Raw genomic sequence first — 23,610 nt, forward strand, 5'->3', positions numbered from 1 at the left:
GCCGGCGCCGCCGTCGAGGTCGTCGCCCCCGGCGCCGCCGCGGAGCACGTCGTTGTTCTCTTCGCCATAAAGCTGGTCGTTGGCGGCACCCCCGTCGAGCGAATCGTCACCTTCGTCCCCGGTAATGAAATCATGGGCGTCGTTCCCGGAGATCGTGTCGTTGCCCGCTTCGCCGAACAGCCCATCTTCGCCGGCCCCGCCGTAGAGAACGTCGTCGCCCTCGTCACCGGAGACACTGTCGTCCCCGTCAGCTCCCGACAGCGTGTCGTTGTCGATCCCGCCGCGGACACGGTCGTTCCCGGCATCTCCGGAAATCGTGTCGTTGCCGGCACCGCCATCGAGCCCGTCGGCCCCGGCGCCGCCACGCAGCTGGTCGGTACCGTCGCCGCCGAGGACGGCGTCGGGGGCGTCGCCGGCATAGACGATGTCGTTGCCGGCACCGCCGTCGATGCGGTCGATGCCGAGGCCGCCCTAGATCGCGTCGTTGCCGTCTTCGGCGTCGATGCGATCGTCCCCGGCGCCGCCGCTGAGGCGATTGTCCAGGCCGTTGCCGGTGAGTGTGTCGTCGCCGCCGCCACCCAGCGCGTCCAGCCCGGCTGCCCCGAGGCCGATCGAATTGGCGTCCCCACGGCCGGCGACGCGCTCGCCGGCCAGCGCCGTGTATGCGCCGGCGACCTCGACAAGAACCGATGCCGGGTTGGTGGTGACGAAGAGGTCCGCAGCCCCCGGGTACCCCATGGCGTTCGCGACCCCGACGAACACCGATCCGGTCGATGTCGCCGAAAAGGTCAGGATGCCGAGCGCACCGGCCGGGCTGGCGGCGAGCGGGTTGCCAGCCGAGTCGAGGATGGCAACCCCGGAGCCGGGGTCGGTGGCAGCGACGGCGCTGCCGACCAGATAATAGGTGACGCCGGCGGTCACCTGCAGCCTGGTCCAGGCGATGCCGCCGAAATCCTCGATCGGGACCGACAACGATCCGGCATTGCGGGTGAGGTCCCAGTCCAGCGCGGTGAGATTGCTGGGTATGAACGCCATCGTTCCGCTCCCTCCCGTCCAGCGGCCGTCCGTGAAACTCTACCCCTGTCCATTCTCCGCCGCGTCGTATGAACGGATGATGGACAAGACAGCCGCGCGGTCCGGACCGCAGCTCTGCGTGACATGATAGCGCGACCGAGGCCTGCGCCGGCCCTTACAGCACGAAGTCGATGGCGATGAGATTGACGATGCCGGTCAGGATGATGTGGAAGTCCGAGACCTTGTCGCCGTTGACGTCGCCGGCGATGGTGGTGATGCCGTTGGCGACGGCATAGCGCAGCTGGCCGGCGACGCCGGTGTAGAGGCCGCTGCCGATGAAGCTGAAGGCCTGGTCGCCGGCGGCGCCGGCATTGGCGTCGATCCCCGTCAGGTCGACCCGGTCGCCCTGGGTATGGCTGAAATCGGTGATGACGTCGGCATTGGCCCCGACCACGCTGTCGCCGAGGGCGGTGAAGTAGATGCGGTCCGCCCCGGTGCCGCCGGTGAGCGTGTCCTTGCCGCCGCCGCCGACGAGGGCGTCGTTGCCGCCCCAGCCGTTCAGCACATTGGCGCCGGCATTCCCCTCCAGCCCGTCATTGCCCAGGTTGCTGCCGGAGAGGTTCTCGATGCTGTTCAGCGCATCGGCCGTGGCGTCGCCGCCGCTGGCGGTGCCGGTGGCGAGGCTGACCGCGACCCCGGTCGCGCTGGTGTAATAGCTGGCGGTGTCGCTGCCGGCGCCGCCCTCGAGCGTGTCGGCCCCGGCCCCGCCGCGAAGCACGTCGTCGCCGTTCCAGCCCTGCAGCTTGTTGCCGACGGCGTCGCCGGCGAGGATGTCGTGGCCCTGGCTGCCGGAGAGGTTCTCGATGCCGGTCAGCATGTCGCCGGCGGCATCGCCGCCGCTGGCGGTGCCGGCGGCAAGGTCGATCGTAACCCCGGCCGATCCGGTGAAGTAGCTGGCTGTGTCGGTGCCGGCGCCGCCGTCCATCACGTCGGCCCCTGCCCCGCCGCGGAGCACGTCGTTGCCGTTCCAGCCCTGCAGCTTGTTGGCGCCGGCATCGCCGGCGAGCGTGTCGCTGCCCTGGCTGCCGGAGACATTCTCGATGCTGGTCAGCGTGTCGCCCGCGGCATCGCCGCCGCTCGCGGTATGGGCGGCGAGATCGATGGTGACCCCGACGCCGCCGGTATAATAGCTGGCGGTGTCGGTGCCGAAGTCGCCGTCGAGCGTGTCGGCCCCGGCCCCACCGCGGAGCACGTCGTCGCCGAACCGTCCGTCCAGCGTGTTGGCGCCGGCGTCGCCGGCGAGCACGTCGTCGAACTGGGTGCCGGAGAGGTTCTCGATCGCGGTCAGCGTGTCGCCCGCGGCGTCGCTGCCGCTGCCGGTGCCGGCGGCGAGGTCAACCGTGACCCCGGCCGCGCTGCCGTCGTAGGTGGCGGTGTCGACGCCGGTTCCGCCATCGAGGACATCGGCGCCGAAACCGCCGATCAGGACGTCATCGACAGCGTCGCCGTGGAGCGTGTCGTTGCCGTGACTGCCTCCGAGGACATCGGCGCCGGCCCCGCCGAAAAGGTCGTCGTCGCCCTCGCCGCCGATCAGACTGTCGTCGGCACCACTGCCAAAGAGCTGGTCGTCGCCGGCGTCGCCGTTGATGACGTCGCGCAGGCCGTCGCCCGCCAAGACCTCGTCCGCCGACGTCCCCAGGGTGGTACGGGTCAGCGCATGGATCGAGCTGCGGACCGAAGTGCCGTCGCCATCGCTGAACGCGCTCTCGCGCACATTGGCCACCTCGCCGTTGGCCAGGCCCACGATCTCGGCGTCGATGACGTCGACATTGCTGGGGGCGTAGTTGGAGCCGAGGGCGATGCCCTGCGGGCTATAGGCCTGATACAGAAGCGCGTCCCCATCGATCCAGCCGACCGTGAAATAGCCGTTGGCCAGGACGGTGATCGTCGGGTGGAGCTGATCGCCCGCGGTGTCGGTGTTGACCAGCAGATAGGCGGTGCGCGCGGTTCCGTCGGCATTGTAGACCCGTGCCGTGATATCGGTGCCGGTGCTGCCCGGCCAGCCGTTGTCGGCATAGGCGACGACAAAGCCGCCATCCTGCAGGGCGGCGACCTGGATGTCCTGGTTGATCGAGCCGGTGCCGTCGATCAGGTGATGGCTGTTGGGCGCGTCGCCCGCAACGGTCACGCGGCCGCCCGATGCGTCGAAGAGCTGGTACCAGACGGAATGGTTGCCGCCGCCGACCGCGGACTGCTCCCAGGCCACCACGAAGCCGCCGCCGGCGAGGTTCGTGATCGAGGCATGGTCGGTGGCCAGGCCGACGTTGTTGTCGACGACGATCGCACTGCCGTTCACGGTCCCGTTCGCGTTGTACCGCTGCACCCGGACATCGGTGTCGCCGGCACCGAAGTCGAGGGTGAAGGCCACGGCACAGCCGTCGAAGCCCAGCGCCGTGACGTCGGATTCGCGCTGCGGCTTGGGGTTGGCGGACACCGCGAAATCCGTGGCCGGAGCGCCGTCGCCGAGGATGCGGAGCCGAATCGTGTCCGCGCCGCCGCTGCTGTCGGTGAAGCTCACGACGTTGTGGCCGTTGCCCAGCAGCGCCATGCTGGCGTCGAACTGGTTGCCGGATGTCGTGGTGTTGAGCAGGCCTTCGACGCCCAGCGTGCCGTCGGCGTCGACATACCGGCCGCGGACATCGGCGCTGCCGACGCTCCACGACCCCAGATAGCCCCCATCGGCGGTCGCGGCAATGGCGACATCCGACTGATTGCCGGCCGTCTCGTCGTTCAAGGTGAAACCGCCGACGACGGCGGTCCAGGAATAGCTGATAGTGGCCATGATCCTTCTCCTGTTCAAAATCTGCGCCGACCACCGAACCGTGGTTCGAGACGGGTGGCCGCCCCCTGCCGGTATCCGATCGGGGGCGGCCGGGCCGGTTCAGAGGATGAAATCGCCGGCGACGAGAGCGATGCTGCCGGTCAGGACGATGTGGAAGTCCGAGACGCTGTCGCCGTTGACGTCGCCGGCGATGGTGGTGATGCCGTTGGCGACGGAGAAGCGCAGCTGCCCGGCGACCCCGCTGTAGAGGTTGGCGCCGATGAAGCTGAAGGCCTGGTTGCCGCCGGCGCCGGTGTTGGCGTCGATCGCCGCCAGGTCAATGCGGTCGCCCTGGGCGTGGCTGAAGTCGGTGACGACATCGGCATTGGCCCCGACCACGCTGTCGCCGATGGTGAGGAAGGAATAGTGGTCTTCCCCGGCGCCGCCGGTGAGCGTGTCCTTGCCCGTCCGGCCGACGAGGGTGTCGTCGCCGTTCCAGCCCTGCAGCACATTGGCCCCGGCATTCCCCTCCAGCGCGTCATTGCCCTGGCTGCCGGAGAGGTTCTCGATGCCGCTCAGCACGTCGCCCGCGGCGTCGCCGCCGCTGCCGGTGCCGATGGTCAGGCTGACCTCGATCCCGACCAGGCCGGTGTAGTAGCTGGCCGTGTCGGTGCCGGCGCCGCCCTCCAGCACATCGGCCCCGGCTCCGCCGCGGAGCACGTCGTCGCCGCCCCAGCCCTGCAGCGTGTTGGCGCCGCCGTTGCCGGCGAGGGTGTCGTTGCCGAGGTTGCTGCCCGAGAGGTTCTCGATGCCGCTCAGCGTATCGCCGGCGGCATCGCCGCCGCTGGCACTGCCGGCGCCGAGGTCGACCACGACCCCGGCCGCGCCGGTGTAGTAGCTGGCCGTGTCGATGCCGGCGCCGCCCTCCAGCGTGTCGGCCCCCGCCCCGCCACGGAGCACGTCGCCGCCGCCCCAGCCCTGCAGCGTGTTGGCGCCGGCATTGCCGGCGAGGGTGTCGTTGCCCGTGTTGCTGCCGGAGAGGTTCTCGATGCCGCTCAGCGTGTCGCCCTCGGCGTCGCCGCCGCTGGCGGTGCCGGCGCCCAGGTCGACCGCCACCGCGGCCGCGCTGGTGTAGTAGCTGGCCGTGTCGGTGCCGGCGCCGCCGTCGAGATCATCGGCCCCGGCGCCGCCGCGGAGCGTGTCGGCGCCCTCGCCGCCGAACAGGTCGTCGTCGGCGCCGAACCCGTCGAGGATGTCGGTCCCCTCGCCGCCGTTCATGATGTCGTACAGGCCGTCGCCGGCCAGGGTCTCGTCCGCCCCCGTCCCGATCGTGGTGCGGGTCAGCGCATGCACCGAGCTGCGGATCGAATTGCCGTCGCCATCGGTGAGGACGCTCTCGCGCACATTGGCCATCCGGCCATCGGCCAGGGCCGCGATCTCGGCTTCGACGACGTCGGTGTAGGCCGTGAGGTTGGAGCCGAGGACGGTGCCCGTCGAATCATAGGCCTGGTAGTAGAGGAAGCCGTCGTCATCGGCCCAGGCGACCGCGAAATAGCCGTTGGACAGGACGGTGACCGTCGGGCGCAGCTGATCGCCCGCCGGGTCCTCATTGACCCGGATATAGTCGCTGCGCGCCGTTCCGTCGGCGTTGTAGACCTGCGCCGTGATCTCGGTGCCGTCGGTGCCCTCCCCGCCATTGTCGACATAGGCGACGACGAAGCCGCCATCCTGCAGGCCGGCCACCTGGATGTCCTGGTTGATCGAGCCGATGTCGTCGATCAGGTGATGGGTGTTGGGCGCGTCGCCCACGACGGTCACGCGGGTGCCCGCCGCGTCGTAGAGCTGGAACCAGACGGAATGGCTGCCGGCGCCGATGACCGCGGACTGCTCCCACGCCACGACGAAGCCGCCGGAGGCGAGGCCGGCGATCGAGGCATGGTCGGTGGCCAGGCCGAAGCTGGAGTCGACGGAGATCACCGCGCCGACCGTGGCTCCGGCCGCGTCGTATCGCTGGACCACGACATCGGTGTCGCCGGAACCGAAGTCGCGGGTGTAGGCCACGGCGAAGCCGTCGGGACCCAGCGCCGCGACATCGGATTCCCGCTGGGCCACCAAGACAGCTGGCACCGCGAAATCGTTGTTCGGGCCGATTTCGCCCACGCCGAGGAGGCGGACCCGGATGGTGTCGATGCCGCCGCTGTGATCGGTGAAGGTGACGACGTTGCGGCCGTTGCCCAGCAGCGCCATGCTGGAGTCGAACTGGGTGTCGACCGTCGTGGTGTTGAGCTGGCCTTCGAAGCCCGGCGTGCCGTCGGCATCGACGTACCGTGCCCGGACATAGTTGCTGCTGACGCTCCAGCTGCCCAGGTAGCCCCCGTCGGCGGTCGCGGCGATGGCGACATCCCCCTGGCTGCCGGCCGGATCGCCGTTCAAGTAGAAACCGGGAACCAAAGTGGTCCATGAATAGGAAATTGCGGCCATAACTCCCCCCTCTCCTGTTCGAATATCCCGATGAAACGGCGCTCCGCGGCCCGGGACGGACGGCCGCCCCGGTCGGGGGCGGCCGGCCGGCTCAGAGCCCGAAATCGGCGGCGACGAGGGCGATGCTGCCGGTCAGGGTGATGTGGAAGTCGGAGACCTTGTCGCCGTTGACGTCGCCGGCGATGGTGGTGACGCCGTTGGCGACGGCATAGCGCAGCTGGCCGGCGACGCCGGTGTACAGGTTGAGGCCGATGAAGCTGAACGCCTGGTTGCCGGCGACGCCGGTGTTGGCGTCGATGATGTTCAGGTCGATGATGTCGGCCTGGGCGTGGCTGAAGTCGGTGATCACGTCGGCATCGGCCCCGACCACGCTGTCGCCGGTGGCGGTGAAGTAGTAGCGATCCGCCCCGGCGCCGCCGGTCAGCGTATCCTTGCCGAGATCGCCGACGAGCGAGTCGTCGCCGTTCCAACCCTGCAGGACGTTGGCGCCGGCATCCCCCTCCAGGACATCGGTGCCCTGGCTGCCGGAGAGGTTCTCGATGCTGCTGAATGTGTCGCCCGCGGCATCGCCGCTGACGGTGCCGTTGGCAAGATCGATCGAGACTCCAGCCATGCCGGTATAATAGCTGGCGGTATCGATGCCGGCGCCGCCCTCCAGCGCGTCCGCCCCGGCCCCGCCGCGGAGCACATCGTCGCCGCCCCAGCCCTGCAGCTTGTTGGCGCCGGCATCACCGGTGAGGATGTCGTTTCCGACATTGCTGCCGGAGAGGGTCTCGATGCCGCTCAGCACGTCGCCGGCGGCGTCGCCGCCGCTGGCGGTGCCGGCGCCGAGATCGACCGTGACCCCGGCCGCGCTGGTGTAATAGCCGGCGGTGTCGATGCCGGCACCACCCTCCAGCGTGTCAGCCCCGGCGCCGCCGCGGAGCACGTCGTCGCCGCCCCAGCCCTGCAGCTTGTTGGCACCGCCATTGCCGGAGAGGATGTCGTTGCCCAGATTGCTGCCGGAGAGGTTCTCGATCCCGGTCAGCGTGTCGCCTGCGGCATCGCCGCCGCTGGCGGTGCCGGCGGCAAGATCGACCGTGACGCCGGCCGCGCTGGTGTAGTAGCTGGCGGTGTCGATGCCGGCCCCGCCCTCGAGCGTGTCGGCCCCCGCCCCGCCGCGGAGCACGTCGCCGCCGCCCCAGCCCTGCAGCTTGTTGGCGCCCGCGTCGCCGGCGAGGGTGTCGTCGTTCACGTTGCTGCCGGAGAGGTTCTCGATGCCGCTCAGCGTGTCGCCCTCGGCGTCGCCGCCGCTGGCGCTGCCGGCGGCGAGGTCGACCGTCACCGCGGCCGCACTGGTGTAGTAGCTGGCAGTGTCGGTGCCGTCGCCGCCGGCGAGCACGTCGGCCCCGGCGCCGCCGCGGAGCACGTCGTTATCCACGCCGCCGAGCAAGGTGTCGACCGCGCCACCGCCGTCGAGGATGTCGTCGCCGTCGCCGCCGTTCATGACGTCGCGCAGGCCGTCGCCGGTCAGGGTCTCGTCGGCCGCCGTCCCGAGGGTGGTGCGGGTCAGCGCATGCACCGAGCTGCGGACCGAGCTGCCGTCGCCGTCGGTGAACGAGCTCTCGCGCACATTGGCCATCTGGCCGTCGGCCAGGGCCGCGATCTCGGCTTCGGTGACATCTGTGTTGTGGGCGATGTAGTTGGAGCCGATGGCGGCGCCCGACGGATCGTAGGCTTGATAGTAGAGCACGCCTCCACCGACCCAGCCGACCACAAAATAGCCGTTGGACAGGACGGTGACCGTCGGGTGGAGTTGATCGCCCGTAACGTCGCTGTTGACCAGCAGATAGTTGCTGCGCGCCGTTCCGTCGGCATTATAGATCTTCGTCGTGATATCGACGCCCTCGCCGCCGTCGTTTATCCAACCGTTGTCGGTATAGGCGACGACGAAGCCGCCATCCTGCAGGGCGGCGACCTGGATGTCCTGGTTGATCGAGCCGAAGCCGTCGATCAGGTGATGGCTGTTGAGCGTATCGCCCGCAACGGTCACCCGACCGCCCGATGCATCGAAGAGCTGGAACCAGACGGAATGGGTGCCGCCGGCGATCAGGCTCTGCTCCCAGGCCACGACGAAGCCGCCGGAGGCGAGGCCGGTGACCGAGGCATGGTCGGTGGCCATGTCGCTGGCGTTGTCGACGACGATCACCCCGCCGATCTGGTCTCCATCCGCCTCGTATCGCTGAACCAGGACATCGGTGTCGCCGCCGCCGAAGTCGCGCGTATAGGCCACGGCGAAGCTGTCGGCCCCCACGGCCGCGACGTCGGATTCCCGCTGGGGCTTGGCACCGGTGGAAATCGAGAAATCCGAGGGCGGGGCGCCGTCGCCGAGGATGCGGACCCGAATCACATCGGTGCCGCTGCTGTGATCGGTGAAGCTGACCACGTTGTGGCCGTTGCCCAGCAGCGCCATGCTGGGGTCGAACTGGTTGTCAAGCACCGTGGTGTTTAACTGGGATTCGACGCCCGGCGTGCCGTCGGCATCGACGTATCGCCCCTGGACAAAGCCGCCGTCGACGGTCCACGCCCCCAAATAGCCCCCGTCGGCTGTTCTGGCGATGGCGACATCCCCCTGGTTTCCGGTGGCGTCACTGTTCAAGATGAAACCGAAAACGTCATAGGCCCATGAATAGCTGACTGTGGCCATGATTTCCCCTCCTGTTCAAATGTCAGATCGGCAATTGCTTACGACCGAACTGTGCCAAACGGCCGCGATCCGAAATCCCGACCGGATGATTCTCTATTGCTCATGGCGGCTTTTTTTGTTCTTGATCCTGCCGCATTCAATAGGACCAAGGCGAAATATTGTTATCTCGACACTCTTCTGTGACAGCCGGATCCTCTCCAGGGATCAATGCATGGCCGAGGTGCCGCTCAACATTGAGCAGCGGGGCGCCTCTTATTTTATGAAACTGTGCCAGAATTATGGTTGGCGAACCATCTCGCCGCAGGACCATCCCCCGCATGACCTCGCGCCGCGGCCGGGCTAGGATCGCCCGGAACCCCGAGTCACGGAGGCCGCTGGATGCGTCCGATCTTCATCATGGTGAAATGCGAGCTGGGCCACGCCTACGACACGGCCGAGCATGCGGTGGACGAGATCGAGGAGGTGTCGGAGATCTATTCGATCTCCGGCCAGTTCGACCTGATGGTCAAATGCTACCTGCCGGAGGACGTCGATGTCGGCCGCTTCGTCAACAGCCGCATCCACGCTTTGCCGCACATCAAGGACACGATGACGCTGATCACCTTCAACGCCTTCGCCGGCAAGAGCTGAGACCATGACCGACCTCGCCGCCCGCGCCGAGCACTGGGCGCTGACCCTCACCCGCATCCCCAGCGTCACCGGCACGGCGAACGAGGTGGCTCTTCCCGAGACGCTGTGCGGCCTGCTGCGCGCCGGTCCGGCCTTCCGCGACCGGCCGGACGATGTCTGGACCATTCCGGCCGGCGACCGGCTGGGCCGCGCCAGCGTCGCCGCGCTGCTGCGCGGCCGCGGCCGCCGCACCGTGGTGCTGACCGGCCATTTCGACACGGTGACGACCGCCGATTACGGCGACCTGCAGCCGCTGGCGACCGAGCCGGAGCAGCTCAAGGAGGCGCTGCTGGCCCGGCTGCGGCGGGATGCGCGCAGCGAGGCGGAGCGGCTGGCCCTGGCCGACCTGTCCGGGCCGGACTTCCTGCCCGGGCGCGGCCTGCTCGACATGAAGGGCGGGCTCGCCGCCGGCCTGGCGGTGCTGGAGGCTGCCGCCGCGGAGCCTGAGCGCGAGGGCAACCTGCTGTTCCTTGCCGTGCCGGACGAGGAGGTCAACTCCGCCGGCGCCCGCAGCGCCGCCCGCGCCCTGCCCGGCCTGGCCGAGCGGCTGGGGCTGAGCCTCGACGCCGCGATCAATCTCGACTGCCTGGGCGACACCGGCGACGGCCGCTTCGGCCGGTCGGTGGCGCTGGGCAGCGTCGGCAAGCTGCTGCCGAGCGCGCTGGTGATCGGCCGCGCCGCCCATGCCGCCGAGACGATCCACGGCGTCAGCGCCGCCGCCTTGGCGGGCGCCATCGCCGCCGCGGTGGAATGGGCGCCGGAGCTGACCGAGAGCCTGGGCAATGCCTCCGGCACGCCGGCGACGCTGCTGGGCATGAAGGACGGCAAGGCCGGCTACGACGTCACCACCCCCGGCACGGTCTGGATGTTCTGGAACACGGCGCGGTACCGGCGCGGGCCGGAGGAGGTGCTGGCGCCGCTGGCCCGGCTGATCGGCGATGCGGCCGCGGGGGTCGCGGCGCAATTGCGGCAGCGCGGCGGGGCCGATGTGCCCGACGTGCCGGTGCTGCGCTACGCCGAACTGCGCCGCGAGGTGCTGGCGCGGTCGCCCGGGGCCGAAGCGGCGCTCGCCGCGGTGGCGGCCGCAGCGGCGGAGGCCGGGCTCGACCTGCCGGAACAGTGCCGGCGGATCACCGAGGCGCTGTGGGCTTTCAGCGGCCGCAGCGGCCCGGCGGTGGTGCTGGGCCTGGCGTCGATGCCCTATCTGCCGGTGTCGCTGGGCGATGACGAGGCCGGGCAGCGGCTGGAGCGGGCGACGCGAGAGGCCGCGGCCCGGGTCGCAGAGCGCCACGGCACCACGATCGGGCTCGAGCCCTGGTTCCCCGGCATCTCGGATATGAGCTTCCTCGGCATGGGCGACGAGAGCTCGGTCGCCGCCATCGCCGCCGACACCCCGGCCTGGGGCGCCGGCCTGCCCTGGCCCGACGGCCCGGCCCTGGCGCAGATCCCGATCGTCAATGCCGGCCCCTGGGGCCGCGACTACCACACGCCGCTGGAGCGCATCTATCGGCCGTATGCCTTCGAGGTGCTGCCGGAGCTGATCCGCGAGATCGCGGATGGGGTGATCAGGGGGTGACTTGAGCCCTATCGGCTTCAATCATCTGTCGGGTACTGTCCGATTGCCTCTCCCGCTTGCGGGAGAGGTCGGGCTCACGTAGCGAGACCGGGTGAGGGCTACTCGGCCGCGACGCCGGGATCACCCTCACAAAACCAAGCGGACCACGCGCTCGCCCATGGGAAAATTGTGCTTTCGGCGAGGCCGCTATCCCCTCACCCGGAGCCGCTTCGCGTCTCCGACCTCTCCCGCATGCGGGAGAGGCAATTTTCTCGCAAACCCACGACCGATCTCGCCGATCGAAGGAGTGTGTTGGTGCAGCCCGCCCCTACTGCCCGCCCAGGAACAGCATCCGGGTCAGCAGGGTGTAGTCGGACTCGGCCACCATGATGGCGACGAAGACCAGCAGCGCCACCGGCGGCACCGTGATGGCGTAGACCAGGGCCAGCCGCTCCCACTTCATATGCATGAACACGGCGACGATCAGCCCAGCCTTCAGCATCATGAAGATCAGGATCAGGCCCCAGCGCAGCAGGCCCTGCAGGGCGAAATAGTCGACCCCGTAGGAGCAGGCGCTGAGCACGAACAGCCAGCCCCAGACCACCAGGTACAGCTTGATCGGGTGCTGCTGCCCCTGGGCATGGGCGACGGGTTGCGACTGCCCATGCCCTTCGTCGATATGCGTTGCGGCGTGTGCCATGTCCCTCACCACAGATAGAACAGCGCGAAGATGAACACCCAGACCAGATCGACGAAATGCCAGTACAGGCCGGTGATCTCGACGATCTCGTAATTGCCCCGCCGGCTGGTGAAGAAGCCGCGCCGGCCGGTCTCGAAGTCGCCGCGCAGCACCTTGCGGGCCATGGCGATCAGGAAGATCACGCCGATGGTGACATGGGTGCCATGGAAGCCGGTGATCATGAAGAAGGCGGAGCCGAATTGCGGCGCGCCCCAGGGGTTGCCCCAGGGCCGCACCCCTTCATGGATCAGCTTGGTCCATTCGAAGGCCTGCATGCCGACGAAGGTGGCGCCGAAGGCCGCGGTCACCAGCATCAGCACCGCCGTCTTCACCCGGTCGCGGCGATAGCCGTAATTGACCGCCATGGCCATGGTGCCGCTGCTGCTGATCAGCACGAAGGTCATGATCGCGATCAGGATCAGCGGGATCGACTCGCCGCCGATGGTCAGCGCGAACACCTCGCTCGGGTTCGGCCAGCTCTCGGCCGTCGACATCCGCACCGTCATGTAGGACAGCAGGAAGCAGCCGAAGACGAAGGTGTCGCTGAGCAGGAAGATCCACATCATCGCCTTGCCCCAGGACGCGCTCTTGAAGGCGCGCTGGTCGGACGACCAGTCATCCGAGATGCCGCGCCAGCCCTCGGCGCGGACAACGGATCCGGCGATATGGGTTTCGGCCATCGACGTGGACCTCCCCTAGGTCAGCAACTGGCTGCAGATCTCGGCGAAGCGGTCCGCCCAGCCGGTCAGCAGGGCGAGCAGGATCAGCCAGACCAGCAGCAGGAAATGCCAGTACAGCGTGCACAGTTGGACGCTGAGACGAAGCCGCTCCGGCTCATCCCCGCGCCAGGCCCGGGCGCCGGTGCGGCCCAGGGCCACCAGGCCGCCCAGCACATGCACGCCATGCACCGCGGTGACCAGGTAGAAGAAGGAATTGGCCGGGTTGCTGGCCAGGAAATATCCCAGCATGTGCAGCTGCTGCCAGGCCAGGAGCTGCCCGACCACGAACACCAGCGACGCGGCGCCGCCGGCCAGGAGGCCGGTGCGGGTGTCGGCCAGGTCGTCGCGCCGGGACGCTGCCTGGGCGCATTGCAGGCCGATGCTGGCGGCGGCCAGCGCCACGGTGTTGATCCACAGCAGCACCGGCACCGGCAGCGCCCGCCAGTCCGGCATCGCCATCCGCATCGAATAGGCGCTGACCAGCAGGGCGAACAGCGCGCCGGCGACGGCCAGGAACACGCCCAGCCCGATCAGCGGCGTCGGCCGCGGCGAGGCGCCGGTGGCCGGCACGTTGGCGACCGTGCTCTCCTCCAGCCACGGTTTCTCCATCAGCCCCTGGCGCGCCAGCCACAGCAGGCAGAGGCCCCCGAGCGCCAGCATGAACAGGGTGACGACGACCATCGCCGGCGCCCTCAGCCGTGGTGCACGGCGCCGGGCTGGTTCTGCGGCAGGAAGTCCTGCGCAGCGCCCGGGACGCTGTAGTCATAGGCCCAGCGATAGACCACCGGCAGCTCGCGGCCCCAGTTGCCGTGCGGCGGCGGGGTGGTCGGCGTCTGCCATTCCAGCGTCGTCGCCCGCCACGGGTTGCCGCCGGCGTCGCGGCCGTGCCGCACGCTCCAGATCAGGTTGAACAGGAACAGGAGCTGGGCGGCGCCGACGGTGAGGGCCGCGGCGGTGATGAAGATGTTGAGATCATGGGCCGAGGGCGGCACGAAGGCGGTCTCGCCGAGCTCGAAGTAGCGCCGCGGCACGCCGATCAGCCCGAGATAGTGCATCGGGAAGAAGATCGCGTAGGCACCGACGAAGCTGACCCAGAAATGGATCTTGGCCATCGTGTCGTCCAGCATCCGGCCGGTGATCTTCGGGTACCAGTGGTAGACCGCGCCGAACACCACGAAGATCGGCGCCACCCCCATCACCATGTGGAAATGGGCGACCACGAACATGGTGTCGGACAGCGGCACGTCGACCACGACATTGCCGAGGAACAGCCCGGTCAGCCCGCCATTGACGAAGGTGACGATGAAGGCGAGGGCGAACAGCATCGGCGGCGTCAGATGGATGTCGCCGCGCCACAGGGTCAGCACCCAGTTGTAGACCTTGATCGCCGTCGGGATGGCGATGATCAGCGTCGTGGTGGCGAAGAAGAACCCGAAATACGGGTTCATGCCGCTGACATACATGTGGTGCGCCCAGACGACGAAGCTGAGCGCGCCGATGCCGACGATGGCCCACACCATCATGCGGTAGCCGAAGATGTTCTTGCGGGCGTGGGTGCTGATCAGGTCGGAGACGATGCCGAAGGCCGGCAGGGCGACGATGTAGACCTCGGGATGGCCGAAGAACCAGAACAGGTGCTGGAACAGGATCGGGCTGCCGCCGCCGTATTTCAGCTGCTCGCCCATCTCGACCAGGGCCGGCATGAAGAAGCTGGTGCCGAGCAGCCGGTCGATCAGCATCATCACGCAGGCGACGAACAGCGCGGGGAAGGCCAGCAGCGCCATCACCGTGGCGGTGAAGATGCCCCACACCGTCAGCGGCATCCGCATCAGCGTCATCCCCCGCGCCCGCCCCTGCAGCACGGTGACGACGTAGTTCAGCCCGCCCATGGTGAAGCCGATGATGAACAGGATCAGCGAAGCGAGCATCAGCAGGATGCCCCATTCGCGCCCGCCCGGCGTGCCGGACAGGATCGCTTGCGGCGGATACAGGGTCCAGCCGGCCCCGGTCGGCCCGCCGGGGGCGAAGAAGCCGGCCACCAGCACCAGCACCGCGAGCAGGTAGATCCAGTAGCTGAGCATGTTGACGTAGGGGAACACCATGTCCCGCGCGCCCAGCATCAGCGGGATCAGGTAGTTGCCGAAGCCGCCCAGGAACAGCGCCGTCAGCAGGTAGATCACCATGATCATGCCGTGCATGGTGATGAACTGGTAATAGCCGGTGGCGTCGATGAAGGCGAAGTCGTCCGGGAAGGCCAGCTGCAGCCGCATCATCCAGGACAGCACCAGGGCGACGAAGCCGATCGCCAGGGCCGTGCAGGCATACTGCACGGCGATGACCTTGGCGTCCTGCGAGAACACCCAGGTGGTGAGCCAGCTCTTCGGATGGTACAGGTCGACATCCGGCACTTCGAGCGGCGGCACCGGTGCGACAGGCTCGCGGATGACGTCCACCATGGGCGTGTCCTCCTGCTTCCTCCCGGCCGGGCTCGACGGGGATCGTCCCGGCCGAATGTGTTCCCTCCTCGCGGCCCCTCCCCTTCCCGGGGCCGGAACTACTTCGCGGCGGCCACCTCGCGGTCGGTCCGCACGGGCAGCGCCGAGACCTGGCTGTAGGTCGCCTGCTGCGCCAGCCAGGCATCGTAATCGGCCTGGGCGTCGACGATGACGGTGCCGCGCATGTAGGGATGGCCGGTGCCGCACAGCTCGGCGCACAGCGCCTCGAAGGTGCCGGTGCGGGTCGGCGTGAACCAGTAATAGGTGACCGAGCCCGGGATCATGTCCATCTTCGCCCGGAACTGCGGCACGTAGAAATCATGCAGCGTGTCGGCCGCGCGCAGCAGCAGCTTGACCGGCTTGTCGACCGGCAGGTGCAGCTCGCCGCCCTGGATCAGCACGTCGTCCTTGCCGGCGGGGTCGTCGCCATGGATGCCGAACGGGTTCTCCGGCGTGATCGCCTGGGTCGAGGCGGTGCCCAGCTTGCCGTCCTGGCCCGGCAACCGGAAGGACCATTGCCATTGCTGGCCCAGCACCTCGACCTCGGTGGCGTCGTCCGGCACGGTGACGAAATGGGCCCAGACCACCAGCCCCGGCGCCAGCATCGCCGCCACGCCGACCGCGGTGGCGATGGTCAGCCAGCCCTCCAGCCGCTTGTTCTCCGGCTTGTAGTCGGCGACGTTGCCCTCGCGGTGGCGGAAGCGCCAGACGCAATAGGCGGTGAACAGCACGATCGCGGTGAACACCACGCCGGTGATCCAGAAGGTGATCTCGATCGTGCCGTCGATGTAGCGCCAGTTCGAGGCGATCGGGGTCCACCACCACGGGCTCAGCAGGTGGAACACCACCGAGCCGATAGCGACCAGAACCAGGACGAGCGCGGTCTTCATTTCCGGTCACCCCCGTCTTGAGCGATTGCATCGACGAGGGGGCCGGACGTCGGTCGATCTGAGCTGGAGCGGGGATGCGGCGGCACAGCGCGGGAGGCCTCTGCGCCCTGACCCGTTGGGCCGGCGCGGCGTTCTCCCCCGAAGTTGGGCCACATCGTCATGGACAGCGGCCTTCGCACTCGTCAAGGCCGGCCGGCTTCTTCATCTGGCCCGGCCGTCCCGCGTCACGGTCGACGCGAAGACGACCCTTGCAGCTTCAGACTTGTCCGGCCGTGGCCTGTAAATTGATGATGCGGGTCAGCCCGCTTGATTGTCAACCGATGTCGGCGGCCGCAGCCGCCGCCTTACTTCTTCTTGCCGTCGGCGTCGAACTGTTTGAGGAAAGCGATCAGATCGTCGATCTTCTGGTCGTCCTTGATGCCGATGAAGGTCATCTTCGTGCCCGGGATCTTGGTGCGCGGGGCCTTGATGTATTCGCGGAACACCGTCTCGTCCCAGGTTATGCCGGAGTTCTTGTTGGCATCCGAGTAGTTGTAGCCCGCGACCGAGCCGGAATGGCGGCCGAACAGGCCGTTCAGCTCCGGCCCGACGGCGTTCTTGGCGGTCTCGCCGATCTGGTGGCAGGCCTTGCACTGCGTGAACACCTTCTCGCCGGCCGCCGGGTCGCCATCGGCCCGGGCCGCGGTGGTGAGAGCCATCAAGGCGAGGGCACCGATCAGGGTCGAACGCATCATCACGCTTCCTCCTGGCTGGCTGGACGCTGGCTGGATCGGACGGTGCCGATGCCGCGATATTCCGGCTTTCCGCCGCCGGCTTCAAGGGCCGTGCGATTCGTCCTGATTGAGCTGCTCCACACCCCCCGACAAAGACAGGGGACGGAATGTCGCAGCCGGGTTATACTTTGGTCCATGGCGGGTCGCGTCGACGTGACCGGCGGCCATCCCGGCCGCACTGCCCCGGTCGAAGCGAGCCCCCGGAAGTTCGGGAGGAACGGACATGACCATCCGAAACCCTCTGGAGTGGGGAGCGGATCAGCTCAAATTCGGCAGCCACGCCCTGCGCACCGGCGGCCAGACCGTGTTCCACGCCGAGGAGAACCTCAATCTCCTGGCCCCGGCGGTCCATCGCATCGGGTTGCGGGACCTGCGCGACGCCCTGGTCAAGGGCTTCGAGGATTTCGGCCATTACCGCACCGACGTGCTGTATCTCTGCCTGATCTATCCGGTGGTCGGGCTGGTGCTGGCGCGGGCCATGGTCGGGCAGGACATGATCCCGCTCCTGTTCCCGCTGGCCTCGGGCTTCGCCCTGATCGGGCCCTTCGCCGCGATCGGCCTCTATGAGATGAGCCGGCGGCGGGAGCTGGGCGAGCCGTCCAGCTGGGGCGCCGCCTTCGGCGTGCTGCGGACGCCCCGATTCGGCGTCATCCTGATGGTCGGCGCCATCCTGGCGGCGATCTTCGTGGTCTGGATGGTGGTGGCCAACGTCATCTACAACGCCACGCTCGGCCCGGACGAGCCGGCCTCGCTCGGCCTGTTCCTGAACGAGGTGTTCGGCACCACCGCCGGCTGGACCCTGATCGTGGTCGGCTGCGGCGTCGGCCTGATCTTCGCCGTGGCGGCGATGGCGATCGGCGTGGTGTCCTTCCCGCTGCTGCTGGACCGCGACGTCGGCGCCGACACCGCGATCTGGACCTCGGTCCGCGCCGTGATCGCCAACCCGATCCCGATGGCGGCCTGGGGCCTGATCGTCGCCGCCGGCCTCGTGGTCGGCTCGATCCCGCTGTTCGTCGGGCTGATCGTGGTCATGCCGGTGCTCGGCCACGCCACCTGGCACCTCTACCGCAAGATGGTGAACTGACGGGCGCAACCGCGCCCGTCATCGCGAGGAGCGTAGCGACGTGGCGATCCAGGGGCCGGTGCCGCTGGATCGCCACGCCCCTTCGGGGCTCGCGATGACGAATTGGCTCAGTGCCCGCCGCCGCCCGAGGCGGCACCCTTGCGCATGATGAAGACGCAGGCGGCCGAGGCCAGCAGGATCACGCCCAGCACGGCGAAGGTGTCGCTGAAGCCCATCACCAGCGACTGCGCCCTGACGGTCCGGCCGATGGCGATGATCGCCTGGTGCTTGGCGGTGGCCGGGTCGGACACGCCGCTCGACAGGAAATACTGGGTCAGCTGGTCGATCCGGGTGCGCGTCTCCTCGCGGAACAGCGACACCGACTGGCCGATGATGTTCGAGTGGTACTGCTCGCGCTTGGTCACGATGGTGCCCAGGAGCGCGGTGCCGAAGGCGCCGCCCAGGTTGCGCAGCATGTTGAACAGGCCCGAGGCCGCGGCGGATTCGTGCCGGGCGATGCCGGCCATGGCGATGGCCGACAGCGGCGCCATCACCACCGCCTGGCCGATGGCGCGGACGATGTTCGGCACCAGCAGCTGGTCGCCGCCATAGACCAGCGACATGTTGATGTTCATGAAGCAGCTGCCGGCAAAGACCAGCAGCCCGCCGGCCACCAGCCAGCGGCCGTCCACCCGCCCCATCAGCATCGGCACCAGCGGGATGATCAGCAGCTGCGGCAGGCCGGTCCAGGCCATCACCTCGCCGATCTGCTGTGAATCATAGCCCTGCACCTGGGCCAGGTATTGCGGCAGCAGATAGGCGCTGCCGTAGAGAGCAAAGCCGAGGAAGACGTTGGCCAGCGTGCCGAAGCCGAAGTTGCGGCGCAGCAGCAGCCGCAGGTCGACCGCCGGCTTGGCGACGCGCAGCTCGATCCAGATGAACAGCGACAGGGCGACGACGGCGACGACGGTCAGCCGGACGATGAAGGTCGAGCCGAACCAGTCGTCCTTGTTGCCCTCCTCCAGCACCGTCTGCAGCGCCGCCAGGCCGATCGCCATGGTGGCGATGCCGAACCAGTCGCCCTCCTTCAGCAGGGACAGGCGCATCGGCTCGCGCTCCAGCGTCGCGGCCAGCCCGGCCAGCATGAAGGCGCCCGGCACCAGGTTGATGTAGAAGATGTATTCCCAGCCGTAATTGTCGGTCAGCCAGCCGCCGATGGTCGGGCCGATCGCCGGCGCGAAGGTGGCGGTGATGGCGAACAGCGCCATGCCCATCGGCCGCTGCGACAGCGGCAGCCGGGTCATCACCAAAGTGAAGGCCATCGGGATCAGCACGCCGCCGGTGAAGCCCTGGATGCCGCGCAGCAGGATCATCTCGCCGAGATTGGCGGCGAAGGCGCAGGCCACCGAGAACACCAGGAACAGCGTGGTGTTGACCAGCAGGAAGCGGCGGAAGGAGAAGACCTGGCTGAGATAGGCGGTCAGCGGGATGACGATGATCTCGCCGATCAGGTAGGAGGTCGATATCCAGGCGCCGTTGTCGACGCCGGTGCCGATGCCGCCTTCGATCTGCGGCAGCGAGGCGTTGGTGATCTGGATGTTCAGCACCGCCATGAAGGCGCCGAGCAGGCCGGAGAACGCCGAGATCCAGGTGGTCAGGCTGGCGCGGTCGGCCGGCGGAGCGCCGGCGGTGGTGGTTGCGGACGACATGATCGTGGTCCTCCGGCCGCAGCGCTCACTGCGCCTTGGCGGTGTCCTGCTTGGTATCGATGGTGGCGATCACCGACATGCCGGGGCGCAGCGCGCCCGCCAGGGGGTCGTTGCGCTGCAGCACGATCTTCACCGGGATGCGCTGGACGATCTTGGTGAAGTTGCCGGTGGCGTTGTCCGGCGGCAGCAGGGCGAATTCCTGGCCGCTGGCCGGGGACAGGCTGTCGACATGGCCGTGGATGTCGGCGTCCGGGAACATGTCGACCGCGATGTCGACCGGCTGGCCCGGATGCACGTCGGTCAGCTGCGTCTCCTTGAAGTTGGCGACGACATAGGTCTCGGCCAGCGGCACCACGGCCATCAGCTGGGTGCCGGCCTGGACATACTGGCCGACCCGCAGGCTGCGGTTGCCGATGGTGCCGGCCACCGGCGCGGCGATGGTGGTGTAGCCGAGATTCAGCTCGGCCTGACGCTGCGCCGCCTGGTCGGCCGCGAGGGCGGCCTTCGCCTTCTCCAGCTGCGCGCGAAGCACGTCGAGCTGCTTCTCCGACGCGGTCACCGCCGCCTGGTCGCGCTGCAGCGTCGCCGTCGAGGACTGGACGTTGGCGGTCATCTGCTGCGCGTTCTGCACGCTGCCGTTGCCGGTGCGCGCCAGGGCGGTGTAGCGGTCGAATTGCTGCTGGGCGTAGGTCAACGCCGCCTGGTCGACCCCGACCGTGGCACGGGCCTGCTCGATCGCCGCCGCCTGCTGCTGGATCGCGGCATCGGCATCGGCGATATCGGCCTGGGCGGCCATGACATTGGCCTTGGCCTGGTCCAGCGCCACGGCATAGTCGCGGTCGTCGATCCGGGCCAGGGGCTGGCCCGCGGTCACCGCCTGGTTGTCCTGGACCAGGACCTCGGCGATGTAGCCGGAGACCTTCGGCGCGATGGTGGTCGAATCGGCCTGGACATAGGCGTCGTCGGTCGATTCCTGGAACCGGCCGACGGTCCACCAATTCCAGCCGAACCACGCGGCGCCAGCCAGGACGACGACCCCGAGTGGCAGCAGCAGGAGCTTCTTCCCGATGCGGCGGCGCGGCGCCGGTGCGGCCGGGGCCTCGCTGGCCTCCGGCGCCGGGGCGGTGCGGAGCTGGGCCGGCTGAACCTGATGCGTCATGACATTTGCCCTCCAAAGCCGATCGCCGGCCGTCTTCGAGGGCGGCTGGGATGTCGAGGCTATTTAGGAAACTTGACGGTTTCCATCCAAAGATGGGAGATGAAGGCGAAATGCGCAAATGCGCGACCGAGGGGCCAGACATGCAGGAAACGCCGAAACGGCCGCGGGGGCGGCCGCAGCAGCGCAGCGACGAGGAGACCAGGCGGCTGATCCTGGAGGCGGCGACCCGGATCTTCCTGGCGCAGGGCTTCGGGGGCACCAGCATGGAGGCGGTGGCCCAGGCGGCCGGCGTGTCGAAGAAGACGATCTACCGCTTCGTCGACACCAAGGAACACCTGCTGGAGGCGGTGATCGACGCCCGGTCGGAGGCGCTGCGGTCGCCGATCGGCCACGACGCCGGCCCGGACCCGGCGGCGGCGAAGCAGGCGCTGCGCCAGTTCCTGCAGGAGCTGGCGCGGCTGGTGCTGTCGGAGGAGACGGTGGCGCTGAACCGGCTGATCTACGCCGAGTCGCTGCGCTTCCCGGAGATGGCGAAGGCCTTCTACCAGGCCGGCCCGGTGCGCAACGCCGAGGCACTGGCCGCGTGGCTGGAGACGCAGCGCCGGCACGGCATGCTGCGCTTCGAGGACAGCATGAGCATGGCCCGGATGCTGGTCTCGATGGCGATCGCCGAGCCGCTGCGCGCCGCCACGCTCGGCGTCGCGCCGCTGCCGATGGCGGCGGAGACCGACCTCCGGGTCGACGAGGCGGTGGAGATCTTTCTGCACGGCTGCCTGGTGCCACGCTGATCCGGCGCCGCCAAAGGGAGGATCGATCCGGTCCCCGGGGAAGACGATGGGATCCACCCCGGCCCCAGGCAACGCACCAACGGTCCTCGGAGTGCCGATCCGTCAATTCCAAAGCTACAATTCGGCTGAGTTCGATCCGTAAGGCCCAGGCGTGACCGACAAGACATCCGCCGAAATGCTGCAGGCCCATATTGCCGGGCGTCTGATTGCGGACGGCGGCGATCGCTGGCCCAGGGATGTCGTCGTCCAGATCTTCGCGCGCAATGCGGTTCAAGAGAGCTTCATCGTGCCGGCGGTCGCCGAGCCCCTGATCGTCTGGATCCTCAAGGGGACGGCGACGGTGGAGGAGCGTGACCTCGGCGGCGACTGGTCGGCCAGCGACGTGCAGGCTGGCGATTTCTTCCTCACCGATTCAGACGAGCCTTACGAGCTGCGCTGGCGTTCCCGCGACGGGACGCCCTTCGAGGTGATGCATCTCTATCTCGGGCTCCCGCTGCTGGAGCGCGCAATGCAGGAGGTTCATGGCACGGCCGGCCGACCGGTGCTGCGGGATGTCTCGGGCGTCCACGACGCCGAGCTCGGCCTGCTGATCGAGACTCTGGCGCGCGAGATTTCGGGGCGGACGCAGCCGAGTTCCCTGCTTCTGGAAAGCGTCGCACTGGCGGTGTCGATCCATGTGGTGCGGGGCTACGTGGATCCGGGACGCACCAATGTCCGCCGTCGCAGCGCCATCCCGGCCTATCGCCTGCGGCGCGTGACCGACCTGATGCAGCAGAACCTGGCGAGCGCGTTCGATCTCGGCCTCTATGCGCGCGCGGCCGAGATGAGCGAGGCGCATTTCAGCCGGCAGTTCAAGCGCTCCACCGGGCTTGCACCCTCGCAATATTTCATCGGGCTGCGGATCGCGGCCGCGCGCCAGCTTTTGCGCGAGACCAACCGGTCGATCATCTCGATCGGGATGGATGTCGGCTATTCCAGCCCGAGCCATTTCTCACAGGTCTTCCGAAAGGAAACGGGCGTCTCGCCCGGAGCCTATCGCGGTGCCTAGACCAGGCACGCTCGACCCTTTCCGACGATTTGAGCAAAACCCCGACAGGTTCGTCGATCGCCCGAGAGAACGGCGTGCGCCTCGGTGGCATATCGGTCCCACGTCATCAAGACGGGGCCGGTTCGCCTTCGGGATCAGCGAAATCGGCCATTTTCCTGGTGATCCCGTCAGGAGACACCGATGTCGAACCGCAAAACATCCGTGAACGAGGTCGAGGGCAAGGTCGCGCTGGTAACGGGAGCGGCGAGTGGAATCGGTCGTGCGATCGCCGAACTGCTACATGCCCGCGGCGCCAAGGTCGTCGCCGAGGACATCGATCCGGCGGTCAAGGATCTGGACCGGGATGGGCTTGTGAGCCTGGTGGCGGACATCACCGTCGACGGTACCGCGGAAGAGGCGGTGGCCCTTGCTGTCGCGACCTTCGGCACGCTCGACATCCTCGTGAACAATGCCGGCCGCATTCTCTACAAGGAGTTGGTCGAGATGTCCCGCGAAGACTGGAACTGGCAGATGGACACGAACGTCACCGGCGCGTTCCTTCACTCACGCGAGGCGGCCAAGGTGATGATGGCGAAGCAGTCGGGGTCGATCGTCAACATCGCATCCTACGCGTCCTACTTCGCTTTCCCCGGGATCGCCGCCTACACCGCCTCGAAGGGTGCCCTCGCCCAGCTGACGCGCACGCAGGCGCTCGAGGCGATCAAGCACGGCGTCCGCGTCAACGCGATCGGCGTCGGCGATGTCGTCACCAACCTCCTCAACCATTTCATGGAGGATGGCCGAGGTTTCCTCGCCGAGCATGGCACCAATGCGCCAATCGGTCGTGCGGCCGACCCGGCGGAGATCGCCGAGATCGTCGCCTTCCTCGCCTCGGACCGCGCCAGCTTCATCGTCGGGTCGGTCGTGATGGCCGATGGCGGCATGAGCGTCGCCATCGGCTGACCCTGCATGGCGGCCCCTGGGGAGGCGGGGCCGCCGTCTTGCGCCTCCGATACCCACGC

General features: G+C 68.4%; 18 protein-coding genes and 1 pseudogene. 6 read left to right on the forward strand and 13 right to left on the reverse strand.

Going from position 1 to position 23,610, the window contains the following annotated elements; genetic code table 11:
• Positions 1–3: 3 nt before the first annotated feature.
• The 5 genes and pseudogenes from FFK22_RS44775 to FFK22_RS43840 form a co-directional block, all read right to left on the reverse strand.
• Positions 4–468: pseudogene (locus FFK22_RS44775) on the reverse strand (calcium-binding protein); the annotation flags it as partial.
• A gap of 3 nt (positions 469–471) precedes the next feature.
• Positions 472–1,035, reverse strand: a complete 564-nt coding sequence (locus FFK22_RS15795; protein ID WP_138891736.1) for a hypothetical protein — start codon at positions 1,033–1,035, stop codon at positions 472–474.
• Positions 1,036–1,189: 154 nt separating this feature from the next.
• Entirely contained in the window at positions 1,190–3,856 is a 2,667-nt protein-coding gene (locus tag FFK22_RS15800; RefSeq protein WP_138891735.1) for a calcium-binding protein, read from the reverse strand.
• Between the two features lie 99 nt (positions 3,857–3,955).
• Positions 3,956–6,316: a calcium-binding protein gene (locus tag FFK22_RS15805; protein ID WP_138891734.1), complete on the reverse strand. Its 2,361-nt coding sequence runs from the start codon at positions 6,314–6,316 to the stop codon at positions 3,956–3,958.
• A gap of 91 nt (positions 6,317–6,407) precedes the next feature.
• Positions 6,408–9,002 carry a calcium-binding protein gene (locus tag FFK22_RS43840; RefSeq protein WP_143956826.1) on the reverse strand — a complete coding sequence of 865 codons (2,595 nt, stop codon included), beginning with the start codon at positions 9,000–9,002 and terminating at the stop codon, positions 6,408–6,410.
• A 378-nt stretch (positions 9,003–9,380) separates the two neighbouring features.
• On the opposite strand from FFK22_RS43840, the gene FFK22_RS15815 reads away from it, so the two are divergent.
• Together FFK22_RS15815 and FFK22_RS15820 are read left to right on the forward strand one after the other, a co-directional pair.
• Entirely contained in the window at positions 9,381–9,632 is a 252-nt protein-coding gene (locus FFK22_RS15815) for an Lrp/AsnC ligand binding domain-containing protein (RefSeq protein WP_138891733.1), read from the forward strand.
• Positions 9,633–9,636: 4 nt separating this feature from the next.
• Entirely contained in the window at positions 9,637–11,247 is a 1,611-nt protein-coding gene (locus FFK22_RS15820; RefSeq protein ID WP_138891732.1) for a M20/M25/M40 family metallo-hydrolase, read from the forward strand.
• 307 nt (positions 11,248–11,554) lie between these two features.
• On the opposite strand, the gene FFK22_RS15825 is transcribed toward FFK22_RS15820, so the two are convergent.
• From FFK22_RS15825 to FFK22_RS15850, 6 genes are all read right to left on the reverse strand, one after another.
• Positions 11,555–11,926, reverse strand: coding sequence for a cytochrome C oxidase subunit IV family protein (locus tag FFK22_RS15825; protein ID WP_138891731.1), 372 nt, complete (start codon positions 11,924–11,926; stop codon positions 11,555–11,557).
• A 5-nt stretch (positions 11,927–11,931) separates the two neighbouring features.
• Positions 11,932–12,645, reverse strand: coding sequence for a heme-copper oxidase subunit III family protein (locus FFK22_RS15830; protein WP_138891730.1), 714 nt, complete (start codon positions 12,643–12,645; stop codon positions 11,932–11,934).
• Between the two features lie 15 nt (positions 12,646–12,660).
• Positions 12,661–13,365 (reverse strand): cytochrome c oxidase subunit 3, encoded by a 705-nt coding sequence (locus FFK22_RS15835; RefSeq protein ID WP_138891729.1) that lies wholly within the window; start codon positions 13,363–13,365, stop codon positions 12,661–12,663.
• Positions 13,366–13,376: 11 nt separating this feature from the next.
• The gene (gene ctaD / locus FFK22_RS15840; RefSeq protein WP_138891728.1) at positions 13,377–15,140 is read right to left on the reverse strand and encodes a cytochrome c oxidase subunit I; all 1,764 of its coding nucleotides are present in this window, start codon (positions 15,138–15,140) and stop codon (positions 13,377–13,379) included.
• 98 nt (positions 15,141–15,238) lie between these two features.
• Complete coding sequence (locus tag FFK22_RS15845) at positions 15,239–16,069, reverse strand: cytochrome c oxidase subunit II (protein ID WP_138891727.1); 831 nt, start codon at positions 16,067–16,069, stop codon at positions 15,239–15,241.
• 344 nt (positions 16,070–16,413) lie between these two features.
• Positions 16,414–16,803: a cytochrome c family protein gene (locus tag FFK22_RS15850; protein WP_138891726.1), complete on the reverse strand. Its 390-nt coding sequence runs from the start codon at positions 16,801–16,803 to the stop codon at positions 16,414–16,416.
• Positions 16,804–17,065: 262 nt separating this feature from the next.
• Between FFK22_RS15850 and FFK22_RS15855 the strand changes: the two genes are divergently transcribed.
• Positions 17,066–17,926, forward strand: a complete 861-nt coding sequence (locus FFK22_RS15855; RefSeq protein ID WP_138891725.1) for a DUF2189 domain-containing protein — start codon at positions 17,066–17,068, stop codon at positions 17,924–17,926.
• Between the two features lie 107 nt (positions 17,927–18,033).
• Here the strand turns inward: FFK22_RS15855 and FFK22_RS15860 are convergent, their stop codons facing one another.
• Both FFK22_RS15860 and FFK22_RS15865 read right to left on the reverse strand, forming a co-directional pair.
• A complete protein-coding gene (locus FFK22_RS15860) occupies positions 18,034–19,614 on the reverse strand; it encodes a DHA2 family efflux MFS transporter permease subunit (RefSeq protein ID WP_138891724.1) in 1,581 nt (526 codons plus the stop codon).
• A gap of 25 nt (positions 19,615–19,639) precedes the next feature.
• Positions 19,640–20,773 (reverse strand): HlyD family secretion protein, encoded by a 1,134-nt coding sequence (locus FFK22_RS15865; RefSeq protein WP_138891723.1) that lies wholly within the window; start codon positions 20,771–20,773, stop codon positions 19,640–19,642.
• 140 nt (positions 20,774–20,913) lie between these two features.
• Between FFK22_RS15865 and FFK22_RS15870 the strand changes: the two genes are divergently transcribed.
• The 3 genes from FFK22_RS15870 to FFK22_RS15880 all read left to right on the forward strand — a co-directional run bounded on the left by FFK22_RS15870 (position 20,914) and on the right by FFK22_RS15880 (position 23,551).
• Positions 20,914–21,561, forward strand: coding sequence for a TetR/AcrR family transcriptional regulator (locus tag FFK22_RS15870; protein ID WP_186002481.1), 648 nt, complete (start codon positions 20,914–20,916; stop codon positions 21,559–21,561).
• 151 nt (positions 21,562–21,712) lie between these two features.
• A complete protein-coding gene (locus tag FFK22_RS15875) occupies positions 21,713–22,609 on the forward strand; it encodes a helix-turn-helix domain-containing protein (RefSeq protein ID WP_138891721.1) in 897 nt (298 codons plus the stop codon).
• A 180-nt stretch (positions 22,610–22,789) separates the two neighbouring features.
• Positions 22,790–23,551, forward strand: a complete 762-nt coding sequence (locus FFK22_RS15880) for an SDR family NAD(P)-dependent oxidoreductase (RefSeq protein ID WP_138891720.1) — start codon at positions 22,790–22,792, stop codon at positions 23,549–23,551.
• The last annotated feature ends 59 nt before the right edge of the window (positions 23,552–23,610 follow it).

The sequence above is a fragment of the Mycobacterium sp. KBS0706 genome (assembly GCF_005938675.2).
In the GTDB taxonomy this organism is placed as follows: Bacteria; Pseudomonadota; Alphaproteobacteria; order DSM-16000; family Inquilinaceae; genus Inquilinus.